Below are 16,322 nucleotides of genomic sequence, written 5' to 3'. Positions count from 1 at the left end.
ATTACCTAGTCTGGCCTTCGCCTACCCATCTCTGCGAGCCCCTTCATGGCCGGTGCTGCCGAGACCGCCGACGTCGATGCCGTCCGCGCCTTCAACCGTTTCTATACCCGCCGGATCGGCGTGCTGCAGGAAGACCTGCTCGACAGCGCGTTCCCGCTGACCCAGGCGCGGGTGTTGTTCGAACTCGCCCAGCGCGAGCCGGTCGCCGCGCGCGAAATCGGCGAGGTGCTCGGCCTCGATCCGGGTTATCTGAGCCGCATTCTGCAGGGCTTCGCCGGCGCCGGTCTGATCGAGAAAACCCGCTCCGAGCAGGACGCGCGCAGCTTCGTGCTGACCCTGTCGGCGAAAGGCCGCGAAGCCTTTGCCGCGCTCGACCGCAGCTCGCACGAGTCGACCGCGGCGATGCTGTCGGCCTTGTCGGCGCTGGATCGCGACCGCCTGCTGCGCGCGATCCGCGACGCCGAACAAGCCTTGTCGACGCCGTCGCTGCCGGCTGCGCAGCGCTTGCTGGTGCGCGAGCACCGGATCGGCGACATCGGCTGGGCGATCGAGCGCCACGGCCGGCTGTACGCGGACGAGTACGGCTGGAACGGCGAGTTCGAGGCCCTGGTCGCGACCTTGTTCGCACGTTTCGCGACCCACCATGAGCCGCAATACGAGCGCTGCTGGATCGCCGAACTCGACGGCGAACGCATCGGCTGCGTGTTCGTGGTCCGCAACGAGGACGATGCCGCGACCGCGCAACTGCGTTGCCTGTTGGTCGACCCGCGCGCACGCGGACTGGGCGTCGGCCGTCGTCTCGTTGAAACCTGCATCGCCTTCGCGCGCGGCGCCGGCTATCGGCGGATGCTGCTGTGGACCAACGACGTGCTGAGTTCGGCGCGGAAGATCTACGAAGGCTGCGGCTTCAGTCTGATCGAACAGGCGCCGCACCACAGCTTCGGCCATGACCTGGTCGGCCAGGTCTGGACGCGCGCGTTGGATTGATCGAGCAGGGCGGATTTGGCCGGGTCGAAGCCGACCCACCGATGGATCGGCGTGATCGGCGCGGCGACCGAGTCGGCGGATCCGCCACGCGACCGGACCGGGTCGCGCCTGGCGACAGCAAGCGTCTGAGCGCCCACGGCCGGCTCAGCCGGTCAGCGATTGCATCGCGTGCAGCGCCGCGGCGACGGTCTTGCGCCGCACCGCTTCGCGATCACCGTCGAAATGGAAGACCTCGGCCATCGGGTAACCGCCGCGGCGTTTCCAGGCGATCCAGACGGTGCCGACCGGCTTGTCGTCGGTGCCGCCGCCGGGGCCGGCGATGCCGGTCACCGCAACCGCGATGGTCGCACCGGTATTGGCCAGCGCGCCGGACACCATTTCGATCACCGTCTCGCGGCTGACCGCTCCGTATTGCTCGAGGGTCTGCGGGCGAACGCTCAGCAGCGACTGCTTGGCCTCGTAGCTGTAGGCGACGATGCCGCAGCCGAACCAGGCCGAGGAGCCGGCGATATCGGTCAGGGTCTTGGCGATCCAGCCGCCGGTGCAGCTCTCGGCGGTGACCAGCATGTGGTGGTTGAGGCGCGCCGCCTCGCCGAGTCGTTCGGCGAGGCCACGCAGGGCGGAGTCGCTGGTATCGGGCGTCATGGCGCCACTATAACGGGCGTCGCGGGTCGGGCTTTGCCTGGACGGTCGGATGGACGGCCGGGATGGACGGCCGATGCGGTGTGGAGACATCCCTGTGCGCGACGCGGTATCGCTGTAGGAGCGGCCTGAGCCGCGACGGGGACGCGGGGTTGCATCGGGTGACGACCTAGTTGCTGCGACGCGGTCGCGGCTAACGCCGCTCCTACCCTTGAGCTACGCCGCAACCGCTTTGGAGTAGGAGCGGCGCGAGCCGCGGCACAGGACGAGGGGTTGCATGTGGTGACGTCGTCGGTGCGGCTACACGGTCGCGGCTTGCGCCGCTCCTACCCTTGAGCCGCGCCGCAACCGCTTTGGGGTAGGAGCGGCGCGAGCCGCGACACGGGACGCGGGGTTGCATGAGGTGGCGACGTCGTTGCGGCGGCACAGTCGCGGCTTACGCCGCTCCTACAAAAGACCGGAACGATCAGCAAAGAGGGAGCGGCGTTGCCGCCGCTCCCGCGATACTCAGTACATCACCCGCAAGGTCACGCCGTAGGTGCGCGGGGCGCCGAGGAAGGCGTTCCAGGAGCCGGTCTGCAACGGGGCGTCGAAGCCGACCTGCTTGTACTCCTCGTCGGTGAGGTTCATGGCCCAGGCCTCGACCATCCAGCGCCGGTTCTTGGCGCCGATGCCGAGACGCGCATTGACCACGGTGTAGGCCTCCTGGCCCTTCTCCGGGTCGAGGTCGGAACCGGTGTTGTAGTCGGACGAGTACTTGGCGCCGATGTTGAAGCGGCCGACCAGCGAGGCGCCGAAGTCCCACTGGTAGGTGGCCGAAGCCGAGGCCGACCACAGCGGCGCGAAGCTCGCCCGCGCGCCGGGCAACTTGGCCAGGTCGGCATCGGGCAGCGGGTCGTTGCCGTACTTGGTGTCGGCGTACATCAGGCCGCCCTGCAGCATCAGGCCCTTGAACCCGGTCTGCCACAGGATCTCGGTGTCGATGCCCTGCGAGACCACTTCCGGGATCGACCGCACCACGAAGCTGGTGCCGAGGAAGCTGTTGAGCTGGAAGTCGGTGTAGGTCTGGTGGAACAGCGTCGCGTTGAGCAGCAGGTTGCCGCCGGCCCAGGTGGTCTTGGCGCCGAGCTCGTAGCTGTCGACGAACTCGCCCGGGAACGAGGTGTCGTTGACCGGGGCGATGCCGGCGGTGCCCGAGGACAGGCCGTTGGAGGACTGCACGCGGTCGAGGTTGAAGCCGCCGGCCTTGTAGCCGCGCGCGGCCGAGGCGTAGCCCATGACGTGCTCGTTCCAGCGGTAGGCCGCCTTGATCGTGCCCGACCATTCCTTCTCGTCGCGCTCCTGGTTGGTCACCCGGCCGTTGTGCAGGGTGTTCGCCCACGGCAGGCACATGAAACCGACCACCTGCTGGACCAGCGCCGCGCGCGCCGCGGCCGGCACGCCGCGTGCGGCCAGGGCCGCGCCGACCCGGGTCGGGTTGGACAGTGCCGCGCCGCAACCGAGGCCGCCGTTGGGATTGCTGTAGACCGAGTCGAGTTCCTTGTTCTCCTTGGTGTAGCGCAGGCCCAAGGTGATATCGAGGGCGTCGGTCGCATGCCAGGTGTTGTTGGTGAACAAGGCCACGCTCTTGCTGTTCTGCTGGTAGCGGTCGAGCGCACCGAGCCCGCCGAAACTGCTGCCGAACGGGCGGCCCGAAGCCTGCGACAAGAAGGTCGCGGCATTGGCGGTGTTGATCAGCCCGGCCGGGAAGCGCGCGGCGATCTGGCTCAACACCGCCGTCGACAGATACGGCTCGTAGTGCGCGCCGAGGCTGTAGGAATCGTTGCGCTTGAGGTCTTCGTCGGCATAGAACAGGCCGAACATCCAGTCGAGCTTGTCGGTCGCGCCGGTCAGGCGGAACTCCTGGCTGAACTGCTTGAAGCCGGTGAAGGATTCGTCCGGGTCCGGATTGCGGTAGATCAGGTCGGCGGTGGTGAAATCGAAATCCAGGCCGTTCATGGCCTGCCAGTCGCGCGAGGCGGTGATCGAGGTCAGGGTGGCGCCGCCGAACCAGGGCGTGATCCAGTTGACCTCGGCCGAGATGCCCTTGTCCTTGATGTCCTGGGTGGTCGGGCGATTGCTCCAGGCCACGCGCGCGAACGGATCGGCGACCGGCGCCACGCCGGTGCCGCCGACCAGCGCATTGATGATCGCCGAGGTCGGGCCGCGCACCGTGGTCAGGCCGACGCAGCAGTTCTCTTCGCGGCTGCTGTAGTCGGCGATGAAGTTGATGTCGAGGTTCTCGGTCGGCTCCAACAACAGCTGGCCGCGCAAAGTGTGGAAGTTCTGGTCGCCGTCCTCGCGCTCGCCGCGCGGGCCGCGGCCGATCTCGACGTCGGTGAAACCGTCGCGCTTGCGCTTGCCGGCGTAGACGCGGAAGGCGGCGTTCTCGCCGATCGCGGTATTGAACGAGCCGGCCAGACCGACCGCGCCGTAGTTGCCGATCGTCAGCTCGCCCTCGACCGTGGTGTCGTAGCTCGGCCGGCGGGTGATGACGTTGATGACGCCGGCCGAGGTGTTCTTGCCGAACACCGTGCCCTGCGGGCCCTTCAGCACCTCGATGCGTTCGATCTCGCCGAGGTCGCCGAAGCCGACGCCGTTGCGCGGGCGGTAGACGCCGTCGATGACCACGCCGACCGAAGACTCCAGGCCGGCGTTGTCGCCGACCGTGCCGATGCCGCGGATGCGCGCCACCGTCTGCACTTCGCTCTGGGTGCTGCTCACAGTCAGGCCCGGCACCAGCACCTGCAGGTCCTTGACGTCGCGCACGCCGGTGTCCTGCAGCAACTGCTCGGGCAATGCGGTAATCGAGATCGGCACGTCCTGCATGGCCTCCTCGCGCTTTTGCGCGGTCACGGTGAGGCCGGCCAAGGTCGTGGCCTCCTCTTCGGCGGGCGCGGCACCGGTTTGTTGCGCCTGTGCGGTCGCGGCGAGCGACGCCACTGACAAGGCGATGGCCAAAGACAAGGACTTGCGACCCGGCTGACGAGCGATCATCTGGTTTCCCCCAAGTTTGAAAACGTTCGGGACGTGCTGGACTTCGATGTCCGGTGCGGCGGGTGCGCAAGATGAAGGCATGCGTCCGGGGGTCCGACCCGTGTCTGCGATACCGCGCCGTCCCCTGCGCGGATCACATCCTTGTTCGATACGTAATCCGTGAGCGATTGCGGCCTGAGTTTGTGAGGCGTGGATCGAATCGGCGTGCGGAAATTAGCACGCTGTTAACGAACGTCATGCGGCGATGCAACACCTTTGTGTAGGCAAACGCAAGCAAAAGCGTAGAAGCGCGTCGCATCGTGGTTCGCGGCTTAAAAACGAACGAACGTTCGCGTGTTCGTGAAGCAAGAGCACGACACCGCCGTGTCGGAATGCGCAAACGCGACTGCACAGCCGTGCACGAAAACTGCGTCATCGGTCCGCCGGCGCTAGGGTCGGTCCCAGGTGGCGACAGCGATGCATGCGGCGTGCAATGCAGGCGAACCTTCCGTGGAACCTCGCCCAGGCGGCGAAGTTCCGGCCGTTCCCCCGAACAAGGACTACGCCCATGGACAGCGTCAACGGCGCATCGCACAGCAGCGAATCGCAATCCACCGCCTCGGCCACCCAGGCCCAGGCCACGCCGAGCATCAGCGAAGAGCGCGAGGAGGAGATCCGCACCGAGCTGGCGCAGAACCCGCAGGCGGTCGCCGCGCTCGACCAGTTGGTCGCCGACCGCAATTTCGGCCAGCTCAGCGAAGAACAGAAAGTCGAATCGCTCAATTCCTTCATGAGCGCGCCGAACGCGGCGACCGCGACCTATCTGCAGGGCGCAGCGGAAGTGAGCTTGAACCCGCAGGCGACACCGTCCTCGTTGACGCCCGACGCCGGCACCCTGACCCTCGACGGCGTTACCTACGGCATCCAGAACGGCAACCTGCTCGATGCCCAGGGCCGGACCGTCGGCACGATCCGCAACGACGGCACCGTCCAGCTCGCCAACGAAACCGCCACGCGCAGCGTCTACGACAACATCAGCACTCGCGTGCAACTGACCGAACAAGTCGGCGCGCAGACCCGGACCCTGGTGGACCTGCATGCCGCCGATCCGCGCGGCCGCCTCGCCGACCCCAATCTGAATCAGGAAGTCGCCAATCGCGTCACCGCGGTGATCGAACAGGCGCGCCGCGAAGGTATGAACATGCGCGTGGACACCGCCTATCGCACCTTCGCCGAACAAGATGCTCTCTACGCACAGGGCCGCACCGCGCCGGGCAACCGGGTCACCAACGCGCGCGCCGGCCAGTCCTGGCACAACTACGGTGTCGCGGTCGACCTGGTCTTCAACGACGCCAACGGCCGGCCGAGCTGGGCCGAGACCAACAACTGGGACCGTTACGGCGAGATCGCCGTCGCCCAGGGCCTGGAATGGGGCGGCAACTGGCAAGGGTTTACCGACCGTCCGCACGTCGAGTACCACCCCGGCTTCGACGCCGGCGATGCGCGCAACATGATGCAAAGCCATCGCCAGGGCGGGCTGGAGGCGGTCTGGGATCGCATGGGCATCGGCCAGGTACCGTGACCGAGGCCGCGGCGCCTCGCCTCGCGATGGCTAGACTGGTCCGCACATGAGTCGCCACGCGCACCGCCTTTGTCTCGCGATCGCCTGTGCGGTCGCCCTGTTGCCGGCCTGCCGGGCCGGCGCCGCGCGCCCTGCCCTTGCATCGCCCACCGCGTCGGCCACCGCCGAAGCCGCACCGCCGCGTCTGCTCGCCGGAGCCGGCGCGGTCGCGTTTCACCCGAGCCGGCCGCTGCTCGCCTGGAGCGACGGCAAACGCTGGCACGTCCTCGACCTGCACACCGGCCGCGTCGCCGACTTCGCCACCGACAGCGAGATCGCCGACCTCGCCTACGCGCCCGACGGCGACCTGTGGCTGGTCGGCGACCGTGCCGAGCGCTGGCGCGACGGCCGCCTCGGCTGCCGCAGCGAAGCCGCCGACTTGAGCCGCGTGCTGGGTACCGCCGACGACGGTCTCGCCGCCGCCGGCTATGGCCATTCCGACGGTGTCGGGCCTTTACGTCATCCGGCCTGGGTCGACCCGCGCTGCGCCATCACCCGCTACCCGGCCGACCCCCTGCCGGCCGGTGTCGCCGATGCGGCCAGCGACCCGGGCGGCGTCGCCGGCAAACGCACGCAACCGCCGCGCGCCGTGCCAGCCGGATTCGTCGCCCCCGCCGACAGTTCCGCCAAACCGGTCGCGGTGTCGCACGACGGCCGTTGGTGGGTCGGCGAGGACGCAGGACGATTGCTGCTGTATCGGAGCGCGAACGGCCGCTGAGCGCGCGCATCGCACGCGGGCCAGTCCCGCCCCGGCAACGCAGACCAGCGCGTGCCGTGCCCGCAGACCGGCGCGGCCCGGGCCTGAGCCCGGCTGGCATACTGTGCGCCCGCCTGCAGCCCAGCGCGCCGGCTCCTCCCGCATCAGAACACCCGGTATTTCGTGTCCGCCCCAGACTCTTCCAGCGCCCGCAATCTCGACGCCCACACCCCGCTCATGCGCCAGTTCTTCGCCGCCAAGGCGGAGCATCCGGACGTACTGATGTTCTTCCGCATGGGCGATTTCTACGAGCTGTTCTACGACGACGCCCGCAAGGCGGCGCGACTGCTCGACATCACCCTGACCCAGCGCGGCAATTCGGCCGGGCAACCGATCCCGATGGCCGGCGTGCCGCACCATTCGGCCGAAGGCTATCTCGCCCGCCTGGTCGCGCTCGGCGAATCGGTGGCGATCTGCGAGCAGATCGGCGACCCGGCCCTGGCCAAGGGCATCGTCGAACGCAAGGTGGTGCGGATCATCACCCCGGGCACGGTCACCGACGAGGCCCTGCTCAACGAACGCCGCGACACCTTGTTGCTGGCGGTCGCTCGCGGCAAGCACGCTTACGGCGTGGCCTGGGCCGACCTGGCCTCGGGCCGCTTCCTGGTCAACGAAGTCGCCAGCGAAGACGCGCTGGAAGCCGAACTGGCCCGGCTGGAGCCGGCTGAATTGCTGGTCGCCGACGAAGACGGCTGGCCGCCGTTCGTGGCCGAACGCAGCGGCATGCGCCGCCGTCCGCCGTGGCTGTTCGACGTCGACAGCGGCCGCCGCCAGTTGCTGCGTTTCTTCGGCCTGCACGACCTCAGCGGCTTCGGCCTGGAAGACAAGCCGCTGGCGATCGCTGCCGCCGCAGCCTTGCTCGGCTACGTCGAGGAAACCCAGAAGCAGCGCCTGCCGCACCTGACTTCGATCGCGATCGAATCCGGCGACGGCGCGATCGCGATGAACGCGGCCACCCGCCGCCATCTCGAACTCGACAGCCGCGTCGACGGCGACAGCCGCACCACCCTGCTCGGCGTGCTCGACAGCACCGTGACGCCGATGGGCGGGCGCTTGCTGCGGCGTTGGCTGCACCGCCCGCTGCGCGATCGCAGCGTGCTGCGTCATCGCCACCAGGCGGTCGCGACCTTGATCGAAAGCCGCGCCGGCGACGACATCCGCGAACGTTTCCGCGCGCTCGGCGACCTGGAACGCATCCTCTCGCGCATCGCCCTGCGCAGCGCGCGCCCGCGCGACCTGTCGACGCTGCGCGACGGCCTCGGCCTGTTGCCGGACGTGCGCGCCATCCTGGCGCCGCTCGATGCGCCGCGCCTCAACGCGCTGGGCGCCGAACTCGGCGAACACGACGCCCATGCGCATCTGCTGGCCGAAGCGATCGTGCCGCAGCCGCCGGTGCTGGCCCGCGACGGCGGCGTGTTCGCCGCCGGCTACGACGCCGAACTCGACGAACTGCGCACCTTGTCGACCAACGCCGATCAGTTCCTGGTCGACCTGGAAGCGCGCGAACGCGCCAGCAGCGGCATCGCCACGCTCAAGGTCGGCTACAACCGCGTCCACGGTTATTACCTCGAAATCAGCAAGGGCCAGGCCGACAAGGCGCCGACCCACTACACCCGGCGGCAGACGCTCAGCAACGCCGAGCGCTACATCACCGAGGAGCTCAAGCAGTTCGAGGACAAGGTGCTGTCGGCGCGCGAGCGCTCGCTGGCGCGCGAGCGGCTGCTGTACGAACAACTGCTCGACGCCCTCAACGAACGCCTGGAGCCGCTCAAGCATTGCGCCGCTGCCCTGGCCGAGCTCGACGTGCTATGCGGCTTCGCCGAACGCGCGCAGGCGCTGGACTGGTCGCAGCCGGAACTCGGCGACACGCCCGGCCTGCGCATCGAACGCGGCCGCCATCCGGTGGTCGAGGCGGTGCGCAAGGACCCGTTCGAGCCCAACGACCTGATCCTCGACGAGGACAACGGCCGCCGCATGCTGGTGATCACCGGCCCGAACATGGGCGGTAAGTCGACCTACATGCGCCAGAACGCGCTGATCGTGTTGCTCGCCCACATCGGCAGCTTCGTGCCGGCCGCGCGCGCGCTGATCGGCCCGATCGACCGCATCCTGACCCGCATCGGCGCCGGCGACGACCTCGCCCGCGGCCAGTCGACCTTCATGGTCGAGATGAGCGAGACCAGCTACATCCTGCATCACGCCACCGACCAGTCGCTGGTGCTGATGGACGAGATCGGCCGCGGCACCTCGACCTACGACGGCCTGGCCCTGGCCGAGGCCTGCGCGCGCCACCTGGCCCACAGCAACCGCGCCTACACCTTGTTCGCGACGCATTACTTCGAGCTCACCGCATTGGCCGAGCCCGGCAACGGCATCGCCAACGTCCACCTCGACGCGGTCGAGCACGGCGACCAACTGGTGTTCATGCACGCGGTCAAGGACGGCCCGGCCGATCGCAGCTTCGGCTTGCAGGTCGCCGCGTTGGCCGGCCTGCCGAAGTCGGTGGTCAAGCAGGCGCGCGGGCGTTTGATCGAGCTGGAACAACAAGGCCGCGAGACGCCCAAGCCCTCGTTCGCCACCGCCGCGCTCGACCAGCCGCAGCAGTTCGGCCTGTTCGCGACCTCGTCGGCGGCGTTGGATGCGCTGGCCGAAGTCGATCCGGACGAACTGACACCGAAACAGGCCTTGGAAGCGCTGTATCGGATCAAGGCGCTGGCTTGAGCGCAGAGTACGGTGACGACGCAGACGGGTGCCGCTTGGTTGCCCGCCGCGGTCCGCCCCGATAATCCCGTCATCCCCGCGCAGGCGGGGATCCAGGGCTCTACCGCGACATCGCTCTGAAGTCTCTGGATCCCCGCCTTCGCGGGGACGACGACTGAGAGATCGATGGCGGCATCAAACGACATCGCCGCCGACAGTCATAGCGCACGGTCCCTATCGGACGAACCGCTAAACTAGTGCCCGGAACGGACACCGGAGCGCATGTGGAAGCCCTATTACTCGTCGTCGGCCTGATCGCCGGCCTGATTCTCGCGCGTCTGTATCGGCCGCAGGCGGCGGTCGTCGCTCCCGTGACGGATGCGCTGCGGGCGGATGCGGAAAACGCACCGGCTGTCGAGCAAATCCAAAACGAAGCCGAAGCACCGATTGAATCGACTTCGGAAACGAACGAAGCACCAGAGGATCGATTACTTCGGTTGGTCCGTTCCATCGATGCGATCGACGAACGCATCCAGCGCCCGCAGGATTTGCTCGCCCTGCCCGAATTCCACCAGGGCGTCGATCTGGTCGCGAGCGAAGCCTTCAGCGCCGCCGACCTGGTGCGCCAGCTCAGCGGCACCGGCTACGTGCTGCAATCGATGATCACCAAGGCCCTGCCGCGCCGCAGCGACGTCGCGCTCGACCCGGTGTTCGAACACGTCGGCCAGTTCGGCGGTTACCCGCTGCACTTCCTGATCGAGTACCTGCGCACCCGTCCCGACGCCAGCGAGCTGCCCAAGCTCCTGCGCCATGCCCAGCCGTGGTGGTGGGATTTCGCCCCGGTGCGCCAGCAACTGCGCGACTACCTGCAATGGGCCGAACAATTCGGGCCGGCGCCGGCCGCGCCGGCGCTGGAGGAACTGGAGGAGCACGCCTCGACGCAGTTGCGCGACACCCTCAAGCGCTTCCAGTCGCCGCTATTGGAACCGTTGATCGAGCAGGCCGAACACGCCACCAATGCGCGCCGCGAAAGCCGCGTGCTCGGCGCCTTCGGCCGGGTCAACGCCAGCGCCAAGGCGCAGACGCGCATCGTCCACGCCGCCCTCGCCCGCCAACTCGAACGCCTGCACGAACTGCTGTCGGGCGACGACGCCGCTTCGGTGCTGGTCTCCGGCGAACACGGCGTCGGCAAGACCGTGCTGATCGACCTGTTGGCCGAGCGTCTCCAAGCAGAGGGCTGGCTGGTGTTCGAGGCCTCGGCGGCCGAGATCCTGTCCGGCCAGAGTTACATCGGCGAACTCGAAGAGCGGGTGCGCGAGATGCTCGGCGTGCTCAATCGCAAGCGCGCGGTGTGGCGCGCGCCGGAGTTCTTCGACCTGCTCGCCAAGGGCTCGCACTCGCGCGACCCGCGCGGCCTGCTCGATCTGGTGCTGCCGGCGATCGAACGCGGCCAGCTGCGCGTGATCGGCGAGATCACCCCGCGCCAGTTGGCGCAGTTGCTGATCGCGCGCCCGGTCATCAAGCATCACGTCGAAATCGTGCCGCTGTTGCCGACCGAAGCCGACGCGCTGGAGGCGATCGCCGCCGAGTGGGCGCGCTTGGAAAGCGAACGCCTCGGCCGCCCGGTCGCCGAGGCGCGCACCCTCGCCGAGGGCGCGCGCATGGCGGCCCAGTATTTCCCCGAGCAGCAAGAACCCGGCCGCCTGCTGCGCCTGCTCAACGACGCCCTGCAGAGCGCGCTGGCGGAAACGCCGCCGGCGCTGCCGCTCGACGCCGAGCGCCTGCTGGCGACCATCGCCCAGCGCAGCGGCTTGCCGCTCGACGTCATCGACGACCGCCAGAGCCTCGACCTCGACCGTCTGCGCGCGTTTTTCCGCCAGCGCGTGATCGGCCAGGACGAAGCCGTCGACGCCCTGCTCGACCGCATCGCCATGCTCAAGGCCGGGCTGATCGACAGCAGCCGACCGATCGGCGTATTCCTGTTCGCCGGCCCCACCGGCACCGGCAAGACCGAACTGGCGAAGGCGCTCGGCGAGCTCTTGTTCGGCAGCGACGAACGCTTGCTGCGCCTGGACATGAGCGAGTTCCAGTCCGAGGACTCGGCCTGGCGCCTGACCGCCGACGAAGGCGGCCAGACTGGCGTGCGTTCGCTGACCTCGCGCATCCGCGAGCAGCCTTTCTCGGTGGTGCTGCTGGACGAATTCGAGAAGGCCCATCCGAAAGTCTGGGACCTGTTCCTGCAGGTGTTCGACGATGCGCGCCTGAGCGACCGCAGCGGCCATACCGCCGATTTCCGCCACAGCATCATCATCCTGACCAGCAACGTCGGCTCGACCATCTCGCGCAGCGCCGGCCCGGGATTCACCTCGGCGCGCGGCAGTTATTCCCGCGACGCGGTCGAGAAGGCGCTGTTCGAGACCTTCCGCCGCGAGTTCCTCAACCGCCTCGACCGCATCGTGCTGTTCAATCCGCTCGACCGCAGCCTGATGCGCGAGATCCTGCACAAAGAGCTCAAGCGCGTGCTGACCCGGCGCGGCCTGCGCAATCGCGACTGGGCGGTGGAATGGGAGCCCTCGGCGATCGAGTTCCTGCTCGACCGCGGCTTCACCCCCGACCTCGGCGCGCGGCCGCTGCGCCGCGCGATCGAGCACTACCTGCTCGCCCCTCTGGCGCGCAGCATCGTCGAACACCGCGCGCCGCAGGGCGACCAGTTCCTGTTCGTGCGCAGCGCCGGCGACCAGCTCGACGTGCAGTTCATCGATCCCGACGCGTCGCGGCGCAACGACGGCGCCGTGGCCGAAGTCGCAGCGCCCGCCGACGCCGGCGACCTGCGCGACTTGGTGCATGCGCCATCGGCCGCGGCGGCGTCGGTCGCGCGGCTCGATGCCCGCCTGCAGCAACTCGACCGCACCGTGACCTCGCAGGACTGGGTCACGGCGCGCGAGGCCGATTACGCGCGCATGGCCGAGGCCGATTTCTGGAACGCGGGCGACCGCCATCTGGTGCTCGACCGCATCGAACGCCGCGACCGCATCGAAAGCGCGCTCGATACCGCCCACCGCATGCACCATCGCCTGCGCGAGGACGGCGGCAACGACGAATTCGCCGGCCGCATCGCCCAGTTGCTGTTCCTGCTCGGCCTGGCGGTCGACGCCGTTCGCGAACAGCGCCCACAGGATGCCTTGATCGAAATCGATACCGACGAAGCCGCGCACCTGCGCCACGGCCCCGACCTGCGCCTGTGGTGGCAGCGCCTGCTGGCGATGTACCTGGCCTGGGCGCAGCGCCGCAACATGCGCGTGGAAGTGCTGCGCCAGGACGCCGAGCGCTGCAAGGCCTGGTTGGCGGTGAGCGGCTTCGGCGCCTTCGACTTGCTGCAGGCCGAGTCCGGCCTGCACGTGCTCGAAGACCAGGAGGACGGCGTCACCCGCCGCGTCTCGTTGTCGGTACAGGTGGCGCCGGACCTGCCGGGTCGCGCGCGCGTCGCCCAGGCCGCGGCCGAAGGCGAGCGGCGCATCAGCCGGCGTTACCGCGAGTCGCCCTCGCCCTTGGTCCGCGACGGCGTGCGCGGCTGGCGCAGCGGCCGTCTCGACCGCGTGCTCGGCGGCGAATTCGACGTCATGCAGGGCGGCTGATGTGCGGCTGATAGGCGCCTGATGCGCCGCACATCTCATGGGTAGCAGCGGCGCAAGCCGCGAGAGCGTCACCGGCCGTGCCCACGCGGTCGCGGCTTGAGTCGCTGCTACTCGTCCCGGCCGTCGACCGCGATCAAATCGGCCGGCTGTACGACCCTTCCGAATCCGTCAGGCGGTCACGGCCTCGCAGCGATAAGCCTTCCATGATCCGTCTTGGATGGAGCGGCGGTGCCGCCGTCGCGCATCGCCGTCCATAGCCGTTCCCTATCGGATAAGTCGAAAGGATCGATTTCACATGCGGATGGTCCCGGCCTATCGTTCCCTCGTCCCCTCGTGACACGGAACGCCAGCGATGAGCCAGCAGGACGAGCCACACCCGATGTCGCCGACCACCGCCTCCGACGGTCCGGTCCGCGAACGTCCTCATCCTGCCTCGGCGCACTCGCACGGATCGCTTTCATCCCGCGACGATCACCCGACCGATCCGTCGCCCCCTTTCTGAAACAGCTCGCACGAGTCCGCTCCAGGGCGGCCCGTGTGCGCATCGTTGCGCCACCCAGCCCCACGTCCCCAGTCGCCGGATCCACATCCTCAAAGGCACGTAGCCATGTCAAACGAAAGCAAATGCCCCTTCAATCACACCGCCGGTGGCGGCACCTCCAATCGCGACTGGTGGCCTAACCAGCTCAACCTCAAGGTCCTGCATCAACAAACCCCGCATGCCGACCCGATGAGCGAGGGCTTCGACTACGCCGAAGCCTTCAAGAGCCTCGACCTGACCGCGGTCAAGAACGATCTGCATGCGCTGATGACCGACTCGCAGGAGTGGTGGCCGGCCGACTTCGGCCATTACGGCCCCTTGTTCATCCGCATGGCCTGGCACAGCGCCGGCACTTACCGCACCTTCGACGGCCGCGGCGGCGCCGGCGCCGGCCAACAGCGTTTCGCCCCGCTCAACAGCTGGCCGGACAACGGCAACCTCGACAAGGCCCGCCGCCTGCTGTGGCCGATCAAGCAGAAGTACGGCAACAAGATCTCCTGGGCCGACTTGATGATCCTCACCGGCAACGTCGCCCTGGAATCGATGGGCTTCAAGACCTTCGGCTTCGCCGGCGGCCGCGCCGACGTGTGGGAGCCGGAAGAACACGTTTACTGGGGCACCGAAACCACCTGGCTCGGCGACAAGCGCTACTCCGGCGACCGCGTCCTGGAGAACCCGCTCGGCGCCGTGCAGATGGGCCTGATCTACGTCAATCCGCAGGGCCCGAACGGCAACCCCGACCCGCTGGCGGCGGCCCGCGACATCCGCGAGACCTTCGCCCGCATGGCCATGGACGATGAGGAAACCGTCGCTCTGATCGCCGGCGGCCACAGCTTCGGCAAGACCCACGGTGCCGGTCCCGAATCGCACGTCGGCCGCGAACCCGAAGGCGGCGATCTCGAACAGCAGGGCCTGGGCTGGGCCAGCAGCTTCGGCAGCGGCCTCGGCGGCGATTCGATCACCAGCGGCCTGGAAGTCACCTGGACCAGCACGCCGACGCAGTGGAGCAACCAGTTCTTCGAAAACCTGTTCGGCTACGAATGGGAACTGAGCAAGAGCCCGGCCGGCGCGCACCAGTGGATCGCGAAGGACGGCGCCGGCGCCGGCAGCATTCCCGACGCGCACGACCCGAACAAGCGCCGCGCGCCGACCATGCTGACCACCGACCTGTCGCTGCGCTTCGATCCGGCCTACGAAAAGATCTCGCGCCGCTTCCTGGAAAACCCGGATCAACTCGCCGACGCCTTCGCCCGCGCCTGGTTCAAGCTGACCCATCGCGACATGGGCCCGCGCGCACGCTACCTCGGCCCGGAAGTCCCGGCCGAAGAACTGATCTGGCAGGACCCGGTTCCGGCCGTCGATCACCCCTTGATCGACGAGCAGGACATCGCCGCGCTCAAGAGCAAGATCCTGGCTTCGGGCCTGCCGGTCTCGCAATTGGTCTCGACCGCCTGGGCTTCGGCCTCGACCTTCCGCGGCTCCGACAAGCGCGGCGGCGCCAATGGCGCGCGCATCCGCCTGGCCCCGCAGAAGGATTGGGAGGTCAACCAGCCGGCGCAGCTCGCCAAGGTGTTGTCGGCGCTGGAAGCGATCCAGCAGGACTTCAACGCCGCGCAATCCGGCGGCAAGAAGGTTTCGTTGGCCGACCTGATCGTGCTGGCCGGCGCCGCCGGCGTCGAACAAGCGGCGAAGAACGCCGGCCATCCGGTCAAGGTGCCGTTCGCTCCGGGACGCACCGACGCCACGGCCGCGCAGACCGACGTCGATTCCTTCGCCGTGCTCGAGCCCATCGCCGACGGCTTCCGCAACTACCTCAAGGGCAAGTACGAGGTCAGCGCCGAATCGTTGCTGATCGACAAGGCCCAGTTGCTCGATCTGAGCGCACCGGAACTGACCGTGCTGGTCGGCGGCCTGCGCGTGCTCGGCACCAACGTCGGCCCGAGCCGGCACGGCGTGTTCACCCATCGCGCCGATGCGCTGAGCAACGACTTCTTCGTCAACCTGCTCGACATGGGCACGGTGTGGAAGGCGGTCTCGGACGCCAAGGACGTGTTCGAAGGGCACGACCGCAAGAGCGGCGAACTGAAGTGGACGGCGACCCGCGTCGACCTGGTGTTCGGTTCGCACTCGCAGTTGCGCGCGCTGGCCGAGGTGTATGCGAGCTCGGATGCGCAGGAGAAGTTCGTCCAAGACTTCGTCGCCGCCTGGAACAAGGTGATGAACGCGGATCGCTTCGACCTCGCCTGAGCCGGCCAGCACGGCTTCCACTCGAACGGGCCGGCCGGATGGCCGGCCCGTTGCGTTTCCGAGCCGGTAGCTGCGCGAGTCTGCGTCTCGCGGCCCGAGCGGCGGATCGCCGCGGATCGCATGAATCGTCGTTTATCGCCCTTCTATCGCCCGCTTATCGGCGGGCAAGTGTGCTAT

The 16,322-nt window shown here is 68.4% G+C and carries 8 protein-coding genes; 6 read left to right on the top strand and 2 right to left on the bottom strand.

Features of this window, described 5'->3' with window-relative positions:
• Positions 1–45 precede the first annotated feature (45 nt).
• Complete coding sequence (locus tag ACKN61_RS09785; RefSeq protein WP_408953307.1) at positions 46–987, top strand: GNAT family N-acetyltransferase; 942 nt, start codon at positions 46–48, stop codon at positions 985–987.
• A gap of 144 nt (positions 988–1,131) precedes the next feature.
• Here the strand turns inward: ACKN61_RS09785 and ACKN61_RS09780 are convergent, their stop codons facing one another.
• Together ACKN61_RS09780 and ACKN61_RS09775 are read right to left on the bottom strand one after the other, a co-directional pair.
• Positions 1,132–1,632, bottom strand: a complete 501-nt coding sequence (locus ACKN61_RS09780; protein ID WP_408953306.1) for a CinA family protein — start codon at positions 1,630–1,632, stop codon at positions 1,132–1,134.
• Between the two features lie 504 nt (positions 1,633–2,136).
• Positions 2,137–4,665, bottom strand: coding sequence for a TonB-dependent receptor (locus tag ACKN61_RS09775; RefSeq protein WP_408953305.1), 2,529 nt, complete (start codon positions 4,663–4,665; stop codon positions 2,137–2,139).
• Positions 4,666–5,212: 547 nt separating this feature from the next.
• On the opposite strand from ACKN61_RS09775, the gene ACKN61_RS09770 reads away from it, so the two are divergent.
• The 5 genes from ACKN61_RS09770 to katG all read left to right on the top strand — a co-directional run bounded on the left by ACKN61_RS09770 (position 5,213) and on the right by katG (position 16,145).
• On the top strand, positions 5,213–6,226 hold the full coding sequence (locus ACKN61_RS09770) for a M15 family metallopeptidase (protein WP_408953304.1): 1,014 nt from the start codon (positions 5,213–5,215) through the stop codon (positions 6,224–6,226).
• Between the two features lie 46 nt (positions 6,227–6,272).
• Positions 6,273–6,983 carry a hypothetical protein gene (locus ACKN61_RS09765; RefSeq protein ID WP_408953303.1) on the top strand — a complete coding sequence of 237 codons (711 nt, stop codon included), beginning with the start codon at positions 6,273–6,275 and terminating at the stop codon, positions 6,981–6,983.
• A gap of 216 nt (positions 6,984–7,199) precedes the next feature.
• Positions 7,200–9,743 carry a DNA mismatch repair protein MutS gene (gene mutS, locus ACKN61_RS09760; RefSeq protein ID WP_408953787.1) on the top strand — a complete coding sequence of 848 codons (2,544 nt, stop codon included), beginning with the start codon at positions 7,200–7,202 and terminating at the stop codon, positions 9,741–9,743.
• A 476-nt stretch (positions 9,744–10,219) separates the two neighbouring features.
• On the top strand, positions 10,220–13,357 hold the full coding sequence (locus tag ACKN61_RS09755; protein WP_408953302.1) for an AAA family ATPase: 3,138 nt from the start codon (positions 10,220–10,222) through the stop codon (positions 13,355–13,357).
• A 607-nt stretch (positions 13,358–13,964) separates the two neighbouring features.
• Complete coding sequence (gene katG, locus ACKN61_RS09750) at positions 13,965–16,145, top strand: catalase/peroxidase HPI (protein ID WP_408953301.1); 2,181 nt, start codon at positions 13,965–13,967, stop codon at positions 16,143–16,145.
• Positions 16,146–16,322 lie beyond the last annotated feature (177 nt).

The sequence above is a fragment of the Lysobacter sp. Hz25 genome (assembly GCF_046097045.1).
Classification (GTDB): domain Bacteria; phylum Pseudomonadota; class Gammaproteobacteria; order Xanthomonadales; family Xanthomonadaceae; genus Lysobacter; species Lysobacter antibioticus_B.
This window is presented reverse-complemented; position numbering and strand designations above follow the sequence as displayed.

Excerpts from the sequence above, each read along its gene's own strand:
- ACKN61_RS09785 (WP_408953307.1), top strand. The coding sequence starts at position 46 with ATGGCCGGTGCTGCCGAGACCGCCGACGTCGATGCCGTCCGCGCCTTC.
- ACKN61_RS09780 (WP_408953306.1), bottom strand. The coding sequence starts at position 1,632 with ATGACGCCCGATACCAGCGACTCCGCCCTGCGTGGCCTCGCCGAACGA.
- ACKN61_RS09775 (WP_408953305.1), bottom strand. The coding sequence starts at position 4,665 with ATGATCGCTCGTCAGCCGGGTCGCAAGTCCTTGTCTTTGGCCATCGCC.
- ACKN61_RS09770 (WP_408953304.1), top strand. The coding sequence starts at position 5,213 with ATGGACAGCGTCAACGGCGCATCGCACAGCAGCGAATCGCAATCCACC.
- ACKN61_RS09765 (WP_408953303.1), top strand. The coding sequence starts at position 6,273 with ATGAGTCGCCACGCGCACCGCCTTTGTCTCGCGATCGCCTGTGCGGTC.
- mutS (WP_408953787.1), top strand. The coding sequence starts at position 7,200 with ATGCGCCAGTTCTTCGCCGCCAAGGCGGAGCATCCGGACGTACTGATG.
- katG (WP_408953301.1), top strand. The coding sequence starts at position 13,965 with ATGTCAAACGAAAGCAAATGCCCCTTCAATCACACCGCCGGTGGCGGC.